This window comes from Streptomyces griseoluteus, assembly GCF_004784465.1.
In the GTDB taxonomy this organism is placed as follows: domain Bacteria; phylum Actinomycetota; class Actinomycetes; order Streptomycetales; family Streptomycetaceae; genus Streptomyces; species Streptomyces griseoluteus.
The window spans coordinates 106625-121684 of the sequence record NZ_SRRU01000012.1 but is presented as its reverse complement, the minus strand read 5'-3'; the positions used below and the strand labels follow the sequence as shown (position 1 = coordinate 121684).

The 15060-nt window shown below is 72.3% G+C and carries 12 protein-coding genes; 3 read left to right on the top strand and 9 right to left on the bottom strand.

Annotation, left to right across the window (positions count from 1 at the left end):
• Positions 1–154 precede the first annotated feature (154 nt).
• The 9 genes from obgE to E5082_RS28435 form a co-directional block, all read right to left on the bottom strand.
• A complete protein-coding gene (gene obgE / locus E5082_RS28475) occupies positions 155–1600 on the bottom strand; it encodes a GTPase ObgE (RefSeq protein ID WP_135794117.1) in 1446 nt (481 codons plus the stop codon).
• 127 nt (positions 1601–1727) lie between these two features.
• Positions 1728–1982 carry a 50S ribosomal protein L27 gene (gene rpmA, locus E5082_RS28470; RefSeq protein WP_030815036.1) on the bottom strand — a complete coding sequence of 85 codons (255 nt, stop codon included), beginning with the start codon at positions 1980–1982 and terminating at the stop codon, positions 1728–1730.
• A 14-nt stretch (positions 1983–1996) separates the two neighbouring features.
• Positions 1997–2317 (bottom strand): 50S ribosomal protein L21, encoded by a 321-nt coding sequence (rplU, locus tag E5082_RS28465; RefSeq protein WP_030815038.1) that lies wholly within the window; start codon positions 2315–2317, stop codon positions 1997–1999.
• Positions 2318–2509: 192 nt separating this feature from the next.
• On the bottom strand, positions 2510–3571 hold the full coding sequence (locus E5082_RS28460; protein WP_086692317.1) for an iron-containing alcohol dehydrogenase family protein: 1062 nt from the start codon (positions 3569–3571) through the stop codon (positions 2510–2512).
• On the bottom strand, positions 3559–4311 hold the full coding sequence (locus E5082_RS28455; RefSeq protein WP_135794116.1) for a phosphocholine cytidylyltransferase family protein: 753 nt from the start codon (positions 4309–4311) through the stop codon (positions 3559–3561). Before E5082_RS28455 ends, E5082_RS28460 begins: the two co-directional genes overlap by 13 nt.
• A 114-nt stretch (positions 4312–4425) precedes the next feature.
• Complete coding sequence (locus E5082_RS28450; RefSeq protein WP_190045192.1) at positions 4426–8727, bottom strand: Rne/Rng family ribonuclease; 4302 nt, start codon at positions 8725–8727, stop codon at positions 4426–4428.
• A 268-nt stretch (positions 8728–8995) separates the two neighbouring features.
• On the bottom strand, positions 8996–9772 hold the full coding sequence (locus tag E5082_RS28445) for a TIGR03936 family radical SAM-associated protein (protein ID WP_135794115.1): 777 nt from the start codon (positions 9770–9772) through the stop codon (positions 8996–8998).
• 46 nt (positions 9773–9818) lie between these two features.
• Complete coding sequence (locus E5082_RS28440) at positions 9819–10943, bottom strand: hypothetical protein (protein WP_135794114.1); 1125 nt, start codon at positions 10941–10943, stop codon at positions 9819–9821.
• A 39-nt stretch (positions 10944–10982) separates the two neighbouring features.
• Entirely contained in the window at positions 10983–11576 is a 594-nt protein-coding gene (locus tag E5082_RS28435; protein WP_135794113.1) for a DUF3159 domain-containing protein, read from the bottom strand.
• A 183-nt stretch (positions 11577–11759) separates the two neighbouring features.
• Here E5082_RS28435 and E5082_RS28430 point away from each other — a divergent pair, with 183 nt between their 5' ends.
• The 3 genes from E5082_RS28430 (at position 11760) to E5082_RS28420 (ending at position 15053) form a co-directional block, all read left to right on the top strand.
• Positions 11760–13001 carry an alpha/beta hydrolase family protein gene (locus tag E5082_RS28430; protein ID WP_135794112.1) on the top strand — a complete coding sequence of 414 codons (1242 nt, stop codon included), beginning with the start codon at positions 11760–11762 and terminating at the stop codon, positions 12999–13001.
• Positions 13002–13131: 130 nt separating this feature from the next.
• Positions 13132–13485 (top strand): DUF805 domain-containing protein, encoded by a 354-nt coding sequence (locus E5082_RS28425; protein ID WP_086693288.1) that lies wholly within the window; start codon positions 13132–13134, stop codon positions 13483–13485.
• Between the two features lie 203 nt (positions 13486–13688).
• The gene (locus E5082_RS28420; protein ID WP_135794111.1) at positions 13689–15053 is read left to right on the top strand and encodes an FAD-binding oxidoreductase; all 1365 of its coding nucleotides are present in this window, start codon (positions 13689–13691) and stop codon (positions 15051–15053) included.
• Positions 15054–15060 lie beyond the last annotated feature (7 nt).

The following is a 15060-nucleotide window of genomic DNA, read 5'->3' as shown; positions in this document are numbered from 1 at the left end:
GAAGAAGCGGTAAAAGGTTACTCGCCAAGAGGTCATATATCGGTCACGCTCCCCGCACCACGGGTAACGCGAAGGCCGGGGGCGGCGCCGGAAACCCTGTTCACAGGGGGTCTCCCGCGCCGCCGTCCCGGCCCGAGTGCCTGACTTCCGCGCCTCAGAAGGGCTCGAAGTCGTCGAACTCCTTCTGTGCCTCGTCGCGTTCGGCCTGGCGGTCCCTGCGGCGCTGGGCCGCCGGGCGCTCCTCCTCGAAGCGGTGGTCCTCGCCTCGGCGGCCGAGCATCTCGGCACCCGCGGTGACGGTGGGCTCCCAGTCGAAGACGACCGCGTTCTCCTCCGGGCCGATGGCGACGCCGTCGCCCGCGCGGGCACCCGCCTTCGTCAGCCGGTCCTCGACGCCGAGGCGGTTGAGGCGGTCGGCGAGGTAGCCGACGGCCTCGTCGTTGTTGAAGTCGGTCTGGCGCACCCAGCGCTCCGGCTTCTCGCCGCGCACCCGGTACAGCGGCTCGCCGTCCAGCTCCTCGCGGGTGACGGTGAAGCCCGCGTCGTCCACGGCCTTGGGCCGGATGACGATGCGCGTCGCCTCCTCCTGCGGCTTGGCGGCACGCGCCTGGCCGACCAGGTCACCGAGGGCGTAGGTCAGCTCGCGCAGACCGGTGTGGGCCACCGCGGAGACCTCGAAGACACGGTAGCCGCGCGCCTCCAGGTCGGGACGGACCATCTCGGCGAGGTCCTTGCCGTCGGGTACGTCGATCTTGTTGAGGACGACGATGCGGGGCCGGTCCTCCAGACCGCCGTAACTGCGCAGCTCCTCCTCGATGATGTCGAGGTCGGAGAGCGGGTCGCGGTCGGACTCCAGCGTGGCGGTGTCCAGCACGTGCACCAGCACCGAGCAGCGCTCCACGTGGCGCAGGAACTCAAGTCCCAGGCCCTTGCCCTGACTGGCGCCGGGGATGAGACCGGGCACGTCGGCGATGGTGTAGACGGTCGAACCGGCGGTCACCACACCGAGGTTGGGGACCAGGGTGGTGAAGGGGTAGTCCGCGATCTTCGGCTTGGCGGCGCTGAGCACCGAGATCAGCGAGGACTTGCCCGCGCTCGGGTAGCCGACCAGGGCCACGTCGGCGACGGTCTTCAGCTCCAGGACCACGTCCTGGAGGTCACCGGGCTCGCCGAGCAGCGCGAAGCCGGGGGCCTTGCGGCGGGCGCTGGCGAGCGCCGCGTTGCCGAGGCCGCCCCGGCCGCCCTGCGCGGCGACGTAGGAGGTGCCGTGACCGATGAGGTCGGCCAGCACGTTGCCGGCCTTGTCCAGGACGACCGTGCCGTCGGGGACGGGGAGGACCAGGTCCTGGCCGTCCTTGCCGGAGCGGTGGCCGCCCTCGCCGGGCTTGCCGTTGGTGGCCTTGCGGTGCGGGGAGTGGTGGTAGTCGAGCAGCGTGGTCACGGACTGGTCGACGGTCAGGATGACGTCGCCGCCCCGCCCGCCGTTGCCGCCGTCGGGACCGCCCAGCGGCTTGAACTTCTCACGGTGGACGGAGGCACAGCCGTGGCCTCCGTTACCCGCGGCGACATGCAGTTCGACGCGGTCCACGAAGGTGGTCATGGTTCGGTGCCTCCAGAAAAGTACGGGTAATACCTATGTCAACACGCGAAAGGCGGACCCGCCTTCCCGACCGGGAAGTGAGGTCCGCCTCGCGCAGCTTTTACGCTCGCGGCCGTGAATCAGGGATTCAGGCGACCGGAACGATGTTCACGACCTTGCGGCCGCGGTGGGTGCCGAACTCCACCGCACCGGGCTGGAGGGCGAACAGCGTGTCGTCGCCGCCACGGCCGACGCCGGCGCCGGGGTGGAAGTGGGTGCCGCGCTGGCGGATGAGGATCTCACCAGCGCTGACGACCTGACCGCCGAAGCGCTTCACGCCGAGCCGCTGGGCATTGGAGTCGCGACCGTTCCGGGTGGACGATGCGCCCTTCTTGTGTGCCATGTCTTCTCAGTCCCTTACTTCGCAGCCGCGGGGATCTCAGTGACCTTGATCGCCGTGTACTGCTGGCGGTGGCCCTGACGACGGCGGTAGCCGGTCTTGTTCTTGTAGCGCAGAATGTCGATCTTCTGGCCCTTGTGGTGGTCCACGACCTCGGCCTGGACCTTGATGCCGGCCAGCACCCACGGGTCGCTGGTCACGGAGTCACCGTCGACAACGAGCAGGGTCGAGAGCTCGACCGTGTCGCCGACATTGGCCGTGGAAATCTTGTCAACCTCAACGATGTCGCCGACAGCAACCTTGTGCTGGCGACCACCGCTGCGCACGATGGCGTACACGCGGATCTCACTTTCGCTCGAAGGACGGCACCCCCGCAGGCCAGCCGGACCGGCAGAACACCATGAACGACCTCTCCCGACCGCACCCAGGCGACCGGGAGGAGAAGGTTTACGGGGATGTGGCGTGTTCAAATGACACGCCGACGGTCAAGAGTACGGGGGGCGTCCCACACGGGTCAAACCGGGCTCTGATCAGCGCTCCAGCGAGGCCGTGTAGTCGGCGTACGCCTGCCTGATCCGGTCCGGGGACAGGTCCAGGTGCTCCAGGATCGTGTACCGGCCGGGCCGGGTCTCCGGCGCGAACTCCACGGCCCGGACGAACTCGTCCACGGTGAACCCGATCTCCTCGGCCAGCACCGGCAGCCCGTGCCTGCGCAGCGAGGCGGCCATGAGGAACGAGCCCTCGTGGTCGCCGCGCAGATGCATGGCGAAGGCGGCGCCGAGGCCGACCTGCTCGCCGTGGCTGGCGGCCCGCTTGGGGAAGAGCAGGTCGAGCGCGTGGCTGATCTCGTGGCAGGCACCGGAGGACGGCCGGGTGTGGCCGGCGATCGACATGGCGATGCCGGACAGCACGAGACCCTCGGCGAGCACCGCGAGGAACGCGTCGTCGCCGCAGCCGCCGGGGTGCCGGAGCACCGCCTCGCCGGCCTGGCGGGCCATGGCCGCGGCGAGACCGTCGATCTTCTCGCCGTTGACCCGGTTGGCCAGCTCCCAGTCCGCGACGGCCGAGATGTTCGACACCGCGTCCCCGATGCCCGAGCGCACGAAGCGCACCGGGGTCTCGCGGATGATGTCGGTGTCGATCAGCAGCGCGATGGGCGTGGGCACACCGTACGAGCCGCGGCCCGCGTCGTTGTCCAGGATGGACACCGGCGAGCAGATGCCGTCGTGGGACAGGTTGGTGGCGACCGCGACCAGCGGCAGGCCGATGCGGGCCGCCGCGTACTTGGCGCAGTCGATGACCTTCCCGCCGCCGAGCCCGACCACGGCGTCGTAGCGGCCGGACTTCATCTCGTCGGCCAGCCGTACGGCGTCGTCCAGCGTGCCGCCGCCGACCTCGTACCAGGTCGCGCCCGGCAGTTGGGGCGCGACCCGCTCGCGCAGCCGGGCGCCGGAGCCGCCGCTGACGGCGACGGCCAGGCGGCCGGAGTGCGAGATGCGCTGGTCGGCGAGGATGCTCGCCAGGTCGGCGAGGGCACCTGGGCGGATGTCGACGACGACCGGCGAGGGGATGAGCCTCGTCAGTATCGGCACGCGATCTTCCGTCCCTTGGCGAGGTCGTCGTGGTTGTCGATCTCGACCCAGGAGACGTCACCGATGGGCTGGACGTCGATCCGGAAGCCGCGGTCGACCAGCTCCTGGTAACCGTCCTCGTAGTAGAGCTGCGGGTCGCGCTCGAAGGTGGCCCGCAGCGCGTCGGCCAGCTCCTCGGCCGCGTCGCCCTCGATGAGGGTCACACCGATGTACTCGCCCGTGGCCTCGGCGGGGTCCATCAGCTTGGTGATCCTCCGGACGCCCTTGGCGGGGTCCACGACGACCTTCATCTCCTCGTCCGCCAGGGACTTCACCGTGTCCAGCGCGAGGATGATCTTCTTGCCGTCACCACGGGCCGCGAGCAGCGTCTTCTCGACCGAGACCGGGTGCACGGTGTCGCCGTTGGCGAGGATCACGCCGTCCTTCAGCGCGTCCCGGCCGCACCACAGGGAGTAGGCGTTGTTCCACTCCTCGGCCTTGTCGTTGTCGATCAGCGTGATCTTCAGGCCGTACTTGGCCTCCAGCGCGGCCTTGCGGTCGTAGACGGCCTCCTTGCGGTAGCCGACGATGACACCGACCTCGGTCAGGCCGACCTCCGCGAAGTTCCCCAGCGTCAGGTCCAGCACCGTCAGCGACTCCTCGTCGCCCTCCGGGCCCACCGGCACCAGGGCCTTGGGCAGGGTGTCGGTGTAGGGGCGCAGACGCCGTCCGGCGCCGGCCGCCAGCACAAGACCTATCATCGCGGGTTCTCCTTAACTTCCCCGTGCACGGGGTGATTTCCCCGGTTCGCGGGGTGGGGGGCAAAGCCGTGTGGCCCTGTCGCGAACGACAGGACCACACGAGGGGTGTCAGGTTCAGCTCTCGTCGTCCGGCGCGGGGACCGTGGCGGTCTTCTTCGCCGTCGACTTGGCGGCCGTCTTGGCGGTCTTGGCCGCCTTCTTGGCCGTCGTCTTCTTCGCCGTCGTCGTCTTGGCGGCGGTCTTCTTCGCGGCCGTCGTCTTCTTGGCGGCCGTGGTCTTCTTCGCGGCCGTCTTCTTCGCTGCCGTCTTCTTCGCCGGGGCCTTCTTGGCCGCCTTGCGGGCGGTCTTCTTGGCGGGCGCGGCCTCCTCGGGCTCCGCCTCGGCGGCGGGCTCCTCAGCGGCCGGTTCCTCGGCGGCCGGTTCCTCGGCGGCCGGCTCCGGCGCGGCCGACGGGACGACCACGACGGCCGTCTCCTCCGACGCGGTCGGCGCGGTGGCCTTGCGCACCGCGCGGCGGCGCGGACGGGCCGGGGCGGCGCTCTCCTCGGCCGCCGGGGCGGCCTCCGGCTGCGGCTCCGGCTCCGGCTCGGCCACCGGTGCGGGCTCGGCGACGGTCACCACGGCGGCCTCGGCCCCGGCCGGCGAACCGGCGGGCGCGGACACCTTGCGGGTGACCCGGCGACGGGCGCGGCCCTTGGGCGCGGCCTCCTCGGCGGCGGGCTCCGGCGCGACCACCGGGTCCTCGGCGGCCATCGGCTCGGCATGCGCCTCGGCGGCCGGCTCCGGCAGCACGGAGGTGGCGGCGGCCTCCTCGGCGGTGACCGACGCGGCGGTCGGCGCCTCCTCGGCGGCCCGCTCGAACCGCTCGGCCCGCTCGGCGGAGCGGCGGCTGCCCTCCTTCGGCGCACCGGCCGGGGCCGAGGCCCTGCGGCCGGCCTTGCGGCGCGAACGGCCCCGTCCGGCGGCGGCCTCCGCCTCGGCGACGGAGCTGTACAGCTCCTCGTCCGGGGTGAAGTCCGGCGCGGGCAGCGCGAGCGGCTCGGCGGCCTCGGCGGCCACCTCGGCGACCGTCTCGGTCTCCACCGGCGCGGCGGTCTCGTGCTCGTGCTCGTGCACCTGGCCGTCGCCGCGGCCGCGCTTCTTGCGCTTGCCGCCACCACCGCCACCGACGGAGGTGGGCTGCTCCATGTGCACGATGACACCGCGGCCGTTGCAGTGGACGCAGGTCTCGGAGAAGGACTCCAGCAGGCCCTGGCCGACCCGCTTGCGGGTCATCTGCACCAGGCCCAGCGAGGTCACCTCGGCCACCTGGTGCTTGGTCCGGTCCCGGCCCAGGCACTCCAGCAGGCGGCGCAGCACCAGGTCCCGGTTGGACTCCAGCACCATGTCGATGAAGTCGATCACGATGATGCCGCCGAGGTCGCGCAGCCGGAGCTGGCGCACGATCTCCTCGGCCGCCTCCAGGTTGTTCCTGGTGACCGTCTCCTCCAGGTTGCCGCCCTGGCCGGTGAACTTGCCGGTGTTGACGTCGACCACGACCATCGCCTCGGTCCGGTCGATCACCAGCGAACCGCCGCTGGGCAGCCAGACCTTGCGGTCCAGCGCCTTGGCGAGCTGCTCGTCGATCCGGTAGGTGGCGAAGACGTCGACCTCGCCGGTCCACTTCTGGAGCCGGTCGGTGAGGTCGGGGGCGACGTGGGAGACGTAGCCGTGGATGGTCGACCACGCCTCGTCACCGCTGACGATGACCTTGGAGAAGTCCTCGTTGAAGATGTCGCGGACGACGCGGACGGTCATGTCCGGCTCGCCGTACAGCAGTGCCGGGGCATTGCCCGTCTTCGCCTTCTTCTTGATCTCCTCCCACTGCGCCTGGAGCCGCTCGACGTCACGGCGCAGCTCGTCCTCGCTCGCGCCCTCGGCGGCGGTGCGCACGATGACGCCCGCGTCCTCGGGGACGATCTTCTTGAGGATGGTCTTCAGCCGGGCCCGCTCGGTGTCGGGCAGCTTGCGGCTGATGCCGGTCATCGAGCCCTCGGGGACGTACACGAGGTAGCGGCCCGGCAGGGAGACCTGGCTGGTGAGGCGGGCGCCCTTGTGGCCGATCGGGTCCTTGGTCACCTGGACCAGGACCGGCTGGCCGGACTTGAGGGCGGACTCGATGCGGCGCGGCCCGTTGGCCATGCCGAGCGCCTCGAAGTTGACCTCACCCGCGTACAGGACGGCGTTGCGGCCCTTGCCGATGTCGATGAAGGCGGCCTCCATGGACGGCAGCACGTTCTGGACCTTGCCCAGATAGACGTTGCCGACGTACGAGGTGGCCTGCTCCTTGTTGACGTAGTGCTCGACGAGCACGCCGTCCTCCAGGACGCCGATCTGGGTGCGCTCTCCGTGCTGGCGCACGACCATCACGCGCTCGACGGCCTCGCGGCGGGCCAGGAACTCGGCCTCGGTGATGATCGGCACGCGGCGGCGGCCCTGCTCGCGGCCTTCGCGGCGACGCTGCTTCTTGGCCTCCAGGCGGGTCGAGCCCTTGATGGACTGGACCTCGTCGGACGGCTCGGCGGCCTTGCGGGGCTCGCGGACCTTGACGACGGTGCGCTCGGGGTCGTCGGTGGACGCCGGCTCGGCCTCGCCACCGGAGTCACCGGCGCGACGGCGACGGCGACGGCGGCGACGGCTGGAGCTGGAGCCACCGGACTCCTCGCCGCGCGCCTCCTCGGCGTCCTCGGCGTCCTCCTCCTCCTGCTCGGCGGTGTCCTCGGCGTCCTGCTCCGCCTGCTCGGCGGCCAGCTCGCCGGACTCGCCGTCCTCGGTGCCCTCGCCGTTGTCGTCACCGTCGTAGGCCTCACCACGGCGGCGGCGACGGCCACCCCGGCGGCGACGGCGGCGCGAACCGGAGTCGTCCGAACCCTCGGCGTCGTCGGAGTCGTCGGCCTCGTCCTCGACGGCCTCCTCGACGGGCTCCGGCTTCTCCTCGACGGCGCGGGTCTCCTCGGCGGGAGCGCCACGGCGGCGACGGCGACGGCGGCCGCTCTCGCGCTCGTCGGTGGAGGCGGCGGCCTCGGGAGCGGCAGTGGTCTCCTCGGGCTTCTCGGCCTCCTCCGCCTTCTCGGGCTCGCGGACACCGGCGGCCTGGGCCGCGGCCTCGGCAGCGGCGCGCTGCGGGGTCTGGAACCTCGGCTCGGTGAAGACCGGAGCCTGGAAGGTGGCCACGGCGGGGCGGGCGGTACGGCGCGGGGCGTCGCCCTCGGCGGGGGCGGGCGCGGAGAACCCGCCCGCGGCCTGGCGCGCGGCGCGGCGACGGCGGCGGCCGCCCTCGGGCTCGGCCGGCTCGGACTGCGTCGCCTTGCGGGCGGGGCGCGGCTCGGGCTCGGCGGCCTGGGGCTTCTCCTCCGGCTTCTCCTCGGCGGCGGCCGGGGCACCGGCGGGCGCGGAGGCCCGGCGGGTGGCGCGACGGCGGGCACGGGCGGGGGCGGTCTCGCTCTCGGGCGCGGCCTCCGCGACCGGCTCGGCCTCGGCGACCGGCTCGGCCTCGGTCTCGGCGGCAGGGGCCTCGACGGCCGGGGTCTCGGCGGGGGCGGAGACCCGGCGGGTGGCGCGACGGCGCGTACGGCCGGCCGGGGCGGCCTCGGCCTCGGGCTCGGGCTCGGCGGCCGGAGCGGGCTCGGCCTCGGCGGCGGGGGTCTCGGTGACGGCGGCCTCGGCGGCGGGCGCGGAGGCGCGGCGGGTGGCCCGACGGCGCGGACGCGCGGCCGGAGCCTCCGTCTCCGTCTCGGCGGCCGGCACCGTCTCGGCGGCCGGCACCGGCTCGGCGGCCGGCTGCTCGGCCTCGGGCGCCTCGGCGGCCTTCGGCGCGCCGGCCGGGGCGGAGGCGCGCCGGGTGGCGCGGCGGCGCGGACGCGCAGCGGGGGTCTCAGCGGCGGACTCGGCCGGCTCGGCGGCCTTGTTGTCCTCGGTGTCCTGGGCCACGTCGGCCTCCTCGGCCTTGTTGTCCTCGGCGGTGACCTGCGTGGGCGACCCGGCGGGCGCGGAGGCCCGGCGGCGGGTGCGGCGCGGCGCGGGCGCGGCGGTCTCGGCAGCGGCGTCGGCGGCGTCGGCCTGTTCGTCGGCGGACGCGGCCGGTGCGGCCGGCTCGGTGACGGTGGCGGCCTCGGCGGCGGTCGGGGTCCCGGCGGGCGCGGAGGCGCGGCGGGTGGTGCGGCGGCGCGGGCGCGCTGCCGTCTCGGCGGGGGCCTCGGGGGCCTCGGCCTGGGGTGCCGGCGCGGCGGCCTCGGGCTGCGCGCCGGTCTCGGTGCCGGCCGCGGCGGCGGGCGAACCCGCCGGGCGGGACGCGGCGCGGCGACGCCTGCGCGGGGGCAGCGTGTCGCTCGGGGTGTTCAGTTCGGAGCCCTCGTTGGGCTCGGTCGGTTCGAGCATGCGGGCATTTCTCCCGTCGGAGCTCCCGGGTCGCCGCGCCTGGTCCGGGGCCGGTCTCCTGAAGAGAGCCGGCCACCGCTGACGTCCGCGGCCCGCGCGATGCGCGGTGGCCGCCGTCCGGGGCGCGGGCGCCGCACGGGAGCACTCTGTGTCCTGTCTCGCCGGTTCCGTACGCCTTGTCGGTACGGCCTGGCGAAAGTCTTCTGGTCGGTGCGCTGCCCGACCCAGGTGGCACCCGGATCAGAGGGCGGCGCTACGGCGTCCGTCCCTACGCGGGACCTTCCGGCGCCAGCACCGTCGCGGCGGCAGCGGGTTCGGCCTTCGGGGCCGTGGCTGCCTCGCGGTCGGGCGCGAGCGGGTCGGTCACCGTGCCGGTCTCTTCATCGAACAGCCCCTGCGCCAGCCTGGTCACCGCTGCGGGGACCGGCGGCGCCAGGTCGGCCACGGCGCGAAGACCGGACAGGACGTCGTCGGGTCGTACGGCAGGCGTCACGTGCCGAACAACCAGGCGCAGTATCGCACAGGGCCGGTCGCTGGGCCTATCAGCCGACTCGTCCCGCGTTTCCAGGGTGACGACGGCGGCGCGGGCGTCGAACGTACGGACGCCGTTCTTGGCCATCCGCTGCACCTGAACCGTCTCCGCCGCCATGAACGCCTCGGTGGCGGCCCGGGCCTCCCCGGGGGCCACGCCGTCCAGCCGCAGCTCCCACACGGAGGCGGTGAGCCGGTCGGCCAGCCCCGAGGTGCGGCCCTCCACAGCGTCGACGATGTCGAGCCCGGCGGGCATCGACTCGTCGAGCAGGGCGCGCAGCGTGCCCGGGTCACGCGGTGCGGTCAGCGCGATCTCCAGGTACTCCGCCTCACTGCCCGTGCCGGTGGGTGCGGCATTGGCGTACGACACCTTCGGGTGCGGCGTGAACCCCGCCGAGTACGCCATGGGTACCTCGGCGCGGCGCAACGCGCGCTCGAAGGCGCGCTGGAAGTCACGGTGGCTGGTGAACCGGAGGCGGCCGCGCTTGGTGTAACGCAGTCTGATGCGCTGCACCGCGGGTGCGGGCGGCGGGCCTTCGGGCTGTCGCTTGCCCAGTGTCCTAGTCCTTCGTGAGAACGGTCGTACTGCTACCAAGAGTACGTGGATCGCGCGCCGGAGGTTCCCGCCGGTCCACCGCGGGCTGCTGCCGGGGCTCTCCGAAGAGGGCCCGGCGCAGGTCCCGGCGGGTCTCGCGCAGGGTCTCGCGGGCGGCGGCGAGGGTCAGCCGGGTGACCCGTCCCACCTCGCGCGCGGCCCGTGCCGCGGGCCGCAGCACCACGTCCCGTACGACGTGTCCGACCGGGGTGAGGACGGTCCGGTACACCCAGCGGGCGGGCTCCACGAAGATCCACCGGAAGAGGGTCCCCAGGGCGCGGCCGACGACACGGGAGAGGTGCCCGGCGACCCGCCAGGCGTGCCCGAGCGCGTCGACGACCTCCCGCGCGACCACGGCCAGCACCCGGCCCACGGGGGCCAGCACCCAGCGCCACACCGCGAGGGCGGGCAGCACGAACAGGATGCGCGCCGTCCAGTACAGGACCGCCCCGGCCCCGGTGACCAGGGCCTCGGCCACCCACAGCAGCGCCCGCCCGACCGGGCCAAGTACGTGGACGTACAGCCACCGGGCGGGGACGACGAGCAGGTACCGGACGAGCCAGGCGGCGCCGGTGAACACCCCGAGCCCGACGGCGGCCAGCAGCGCGCCGGCGCCCCGCGCGAGCCAGGCAAGGCCCCGGCCCACCGGTGCCAGGAGATGGGTGACCACACCCCGCGCGAGCCAGGCCAGGCCCCGGCCGACCGGTGCCAGGAGACAGGTGACCACACCCCGCGCGGCCCAGCGCAGTGCGTGGCCCAGGGGGGTCAGGAGATGGGCGTGGAGCCGGCACAGCGGTGCGACGACCAGCACGTGGCCGAGCCACCTCAGTGCGGTGCCGACCGGGACCAGCACCCAGCGCCACAGCGCCACGAAGGGCCAGACGAACAGGGCCCGGCCGGCCCAGCGCAGCGCGCGGCCGAGGGGCCGCAGCACGGTGGCGTGCAGGAACCTTCGGGCCGCGACCAGCGCGTCCCACGCGAGCCGTACCGGCACCACGAGCACCAGCACGACGATCCGGACGGGCAGCCGGAGGGCGACGACGAGGCAGCCCTCCGGGGGCTGTGGCGCGGGCGGCTTGTCGAGGTCCATACCCTCATGGACGCCACTGACCCGCTTTTGGATGCCTTTTCAGCCCGCGGGAACCGCGCGGGACTTGTACGTCTCCGGGTAGCGCTGGGTGAACTTCACCGCGATCACCAGCAGGACGACGGGGATGACCCAGTTGAACCAGTCGTCCTGGCCGGGGAAGTGGATGGCCAGCCAGGTGGAGGCCGTCATGACGGCGAAGGTGACGCCCCAGTACGTGGTGAGCACCCGGTTGATGTGCCGGAAGACGGGCGAGTCCCAGTACTGGCGCGGGGTCGACTCGCGGGCGTACTGGGCGGTGAAGGGGTCGTGGAGCAGCGACGCGAAGGCGATGACGGCGACCAGGCCGTTGGAGATGACCTGGGCGTAGGTCTCCAGCCAGAGCAGGTCCGCGCGGTTCAGGGCGAGGGCGAGGACGGAGAGGACCGCGAAGAACACGATGCCGGCCGCGTCCAGGATGCGGATCCTGCCCTGCAGCAGGTCCTGGGCGGACAGCAAGAGGGCCGCGTACTCCCAGGTGCTGGGACTGGCCACCACGCCGAAGATGATCCAGGGGACGAAGGAGAGGAACACGCTCGCGGTGCCGAGCGGCTTCTTGTCGGGGGTGGTCTGTTCCGTGGTCGCCTGCTCAACCATGAGGACGTCCTCTCCTGATGGTGTGCCGTCGTGGGAAGCCGCGGGCCGCCCCCTCCCATCGTCACGCCGCGCCGCACCGCCCGCACGCCGCCCGCCCGTGGTGCGGGGTGGCGGGCGGGCACTTACCGTGGGAGGTGCGGTCCGGACCAGCAAGGGGTTCGCTCGGTATGTCCCGGAGCCGTCATGACGTATCGCTTCAGCGAGAACGACCAGTTCAACTTCGAGATCCTGCTCGCCCTCGGGTCGGTGTGGCGGCAGGGAGCCGACGCGGGCGAAGTGCTCAGCACCGCCGCGTCGGTGGCGGGCGGCGACGGGCAGGCGTGGTTCGACGCCTGGCTGGACCTGGGGCGCCGCGTGCGGGTGGAGGCGGAGGAGTGCGCGGCGGCCGGTCACCCGGTGAGCGCCCGCGAGGGGTGGCTGCGCGCGGCCGGCTATCTGGGCACCGCGATGGTGGGCGTGGACGCGGTACCGGACGCGGAGAAGCGGGCGGCGGAGGCGTTCACCGAGCACCGGGCCTGCCTCGACCGGTTCCTGCTGGCCCTGGACCCGCCCGCCGAGCCGGTGTCGATCCCGTACGAGGGCACGACGCTCCCCGGCTATCTGGTCAGCCCGCCCGGCACGGACGAGCCGCTGCCGACGCTGATCGCCAACAACGGCAGCGACGGACCGCTCAGCGCGACCTGGACGATGCTCGGCGCCCCGGCGGTGGAGCGGGGGTACCGCGTCCTGCTCTTCGACGGGCCCGGCCAGCAGTCGATGCTCTTCGAGCGGGGGGTCACCTTCCGGCCGGACTGGGAGAACGTCATCACCCCGGTCGTGGACTTCCTCCTCGCCCGCCCCGACGTCGACCCACGGCGTATCGCGCTGGCCGGGATCAGCCAGGCCGGCTACTGGGTGCCGCGCGCGCTGGCCTTCGAGCACCGGCTCGCGGCGGCGGTCGCCGATCCGGGGGTGGTGCGGGTCGCGGAGAGCTGGTGGCAGCACCTCGGGCCGGACCTGCGCGCGCTGTGGGAGTCCGGGGACCGGGACGCCTTCGACGCGATCATCGGGGAGGCGCTGGAACAGAACCCGGCGCTGGCCGCGACGTGGCACTGGCGGGCCAAGCCGTACGGGGTGGAGAGGCCCTACGACCTGCTGTGCGAGGTCTCGCGGTACGACCTGCTGACCGAGGTGTCCCGGCAGGACCTCACCCGCGTCGTGGACCACATCACCACCCCGCTGCTGATCACCGACCCGGAGGGCGAGCGCTTCTGGCCCGGCGCGTCGGAGCAGTTGTACGACGCGCTGCCCGGCCCCAAGGAACTGGTGCGCTTCACCGAGGAGGAGGGAGCGCACCTGCACTGCGAGCCGCTGGGGCGGGCGCTGTTCGAGGAGCGGGTCTTCGACTGGCTGGACGCCCGGCTGGCGACCGCCGGCACGGTGTGAGGAGCGGGTTTGATCACCGTACGGCTGCGGGCACGTAACGCCTTGATCTGATCACGCCAAAGTTATGGATTCCGGCCAGGGCTGCTGCTTCCATGGGAGACCAATCACGCACTTCCCTGGGGGGACGAAAATGCACTGGTACGTGGACGTGCTCAAGAAGTACGCGGTGTTCAGCGGTCGCGCGCGGCGGCAGGAATACTGGATGTTCTTCCTGTTCAACCTGATCATCACCATCGTGCTGGCGATCGTGGACGCGGCCCTGGACACCCAGGTCCTCCAGCTCGTCTACGGCCTCGCCGTCCTGATCCCGGGCCTCGCCGTCGCGGTCCGCCGCCTGCACGACACGGGCCGCTCCGGCTGGTGGGTCCTGATCTCGCTGATCCCGCTGGTCGGATTCATCATCCTGCTCGTCTTCCTCGCCTCGGAGGGCAAGCCGGAGGCCAACGAGTACGGCCCCAACCCGAAGTACGCCCCGGCGGTCTGACGCCGGCTCAGCCACAACGAAGGGCCCACCGGATCATCCGGTGGGCCCTTCGCCGTGTCCTGCCGGCCTCGGCTCTCGGCCCTGGTGGCCAGCGTGTCGGCACTGGCTGCCGTGCTCACCCTCGCTACTGTCCGCTTCGCGCAAATCATCCATGAAGAGAGGACGCAGACCGCCTCAGTGCCGTGAGCGAAGGAACCGAGAGCATGACGTGCCCGCGAGCAAGGCTGACCGGACGCATCGTTCGTCCCGACGACCCCGACTACGCCGAGGCCAGCCGGGGTTGGGACGAGTTGTTCGTCCACCATCCCTTGGTCATCGTCTACGCCCAGCAGGCTCAGGACGTGGTCAACGCCCTCACCTGGGCACGACAGCACGACGTGGCGCTGCGGGTGCGGAGCGGCGGCCACAGCCTTGAGGGCTGGTCGAACGTGGACAACGGCATCGTGATCGATGTCAGCGAACTGAAGTCGGTCCGTATCGACACCACCGCTCGCACGGCGACGGTTGGCGCCGGGCTCAGCCAGCTGGAAGCGGTGACCGCCCTCGCGAAGAAGAACCTCGCAGTGACGACCGGAACCGAGGGAAGCGTCGGCCTGTCCGGCGCGACGCTCGGAGGCGGTTTCGGCTTCCTCACCCGCTACCTCGGCATGGCCTGTGACAGCCTGGTCGGCGCCGAGATCGTCGTCCCGGAAGGCGATGACTGCGCCAAGGTGATCACCACCGACCTGGAGAACCACTCGGACCTGCTCTGGGCCCTCCGTGGGGCAGGCAACGGCAACTTCGGGATCGTGACGTCCCTGACCTACCAGCTGACTCCACTGGCGAGCGTCACCTACCTGCAAGCGGCGTGGGACGGCATCGGGGACCTGCAAGAGGTCTTCGAGGCGTGGCAGCGCACGGCGCCGGCCGCCGACGACCGCCTGGGCGCACAGCTCGAAATCCGCAGGAACCGGATCCTGATGTTCGCCGTCCTCGCGGATGGAACACCAGCGGAGACGAAGAAGGTGCTGGCTCCGGTCCTGTCGGTCGGTGACCCCACCATCACGGTGCGGGTCGGCAACTGGGGCGACGTGTACGCGGCGTTCCAGATCCCGACCGAGGACGAGCCCGCGAACTGGAAGTTCTGCTCGCAGTTCACCAGCACACCGTTCCCGAGGACAGCGATCAGCGTGATCGCCTCGTTCATGCGTGACGCACCTACGGATGACAGCAACTTCTTCACCCAGGCCTTCGGCGGGGCCGTCAGGAAGAGCCCCCGCGGTGGCACGTCGTTCCCCCACCGTGACGCGCTCTTCTACTCCGAGCCCGGAGCCGGCTGGGGAAAACGCGGAGTACCGGGCAGCGGCGACGAACTGACTCCGCGGGCCCAGGCCTGGATCGCCGAGTTCAGCCAGGCACTGCGGCCCTACGTGAACGGTGCCTACGCCAACGTCCCGAACGTCGGGACGCAGAACTGGGAGACCGCCTACTGGGGGGACAACTTCGACCGGCTGCGCAAGATCAAGGCGAAGTACGACCCCGGGAACGTGTTTCAGTACGAACAGAGCATCCCGCCCGCATTCTGCTGACCGGCCA

Bases quoted from the DNA above. Each gene is read 5' to 3' on its own strand.
- rpmA (WP_030815036.1), bottom strand. From the start codon at position 1,982: ATGGCACACAAGAAGGGCGCATCGTCCACCCGGAACGGTCGCGACTCC.
- E5082_RS28430 (WP_135794112.1), top strand. From the start codon at position 11,760: ATGACGTATCGCTTCAGCGAGAACGACCAGTTCAACTTCGAGATCCTG.
- E5082_RS28450 (WP_190045192.1), bottom strand. From the start codon at position 8,727: ATGCTCGAACCGACCGAGCCCAACGAGGGCTCCGAACTGAACACCCCG.
- E5082_RS28440 (WP_135794114.1), bottom strand. From the start codon at position 10,943: ATGGACCTCGACAAGCCGCCCGCGCCACAGCCCCCGGAGGGCTGCCTC.
- E5082_RS28425 (WP_086693288.1), top strand. From the start codon at position 13,132: ATGCACTGGTACGTGGACGTGCTCAAGAAGTACGCGGTGTTCAGCGGT.
- E5082_RS28420 (WP_135794111.1), top strand. From the start codon at position 13,689: ATGACGTGCCCGCGAGCAAGGCTGACCGGACGCATCGTTCGTCCCGAC.
- E5082_RS28435 (WP_135794113.1), bottom strand. From the start codon at position 11,576: ATGGTTGAGCAGGCGACCACGGAACAGACCACCCCCGACAAGAAGCCG.
- E5082_RS28455 (WP_135794116.1), bottom strand. From the start codon at position 4,311: ATGATAGGTCTTGTGCTGGCGGCCGGCGCCGGACGGCGTCTGCGCCCC.
- obgE (WP_135794117.1), bottom strand. From the start codon at position 1,600: ATGACCACCTTCGTGGACCGCGTCGAACTGCATGTCGCCGCGGGTAAC.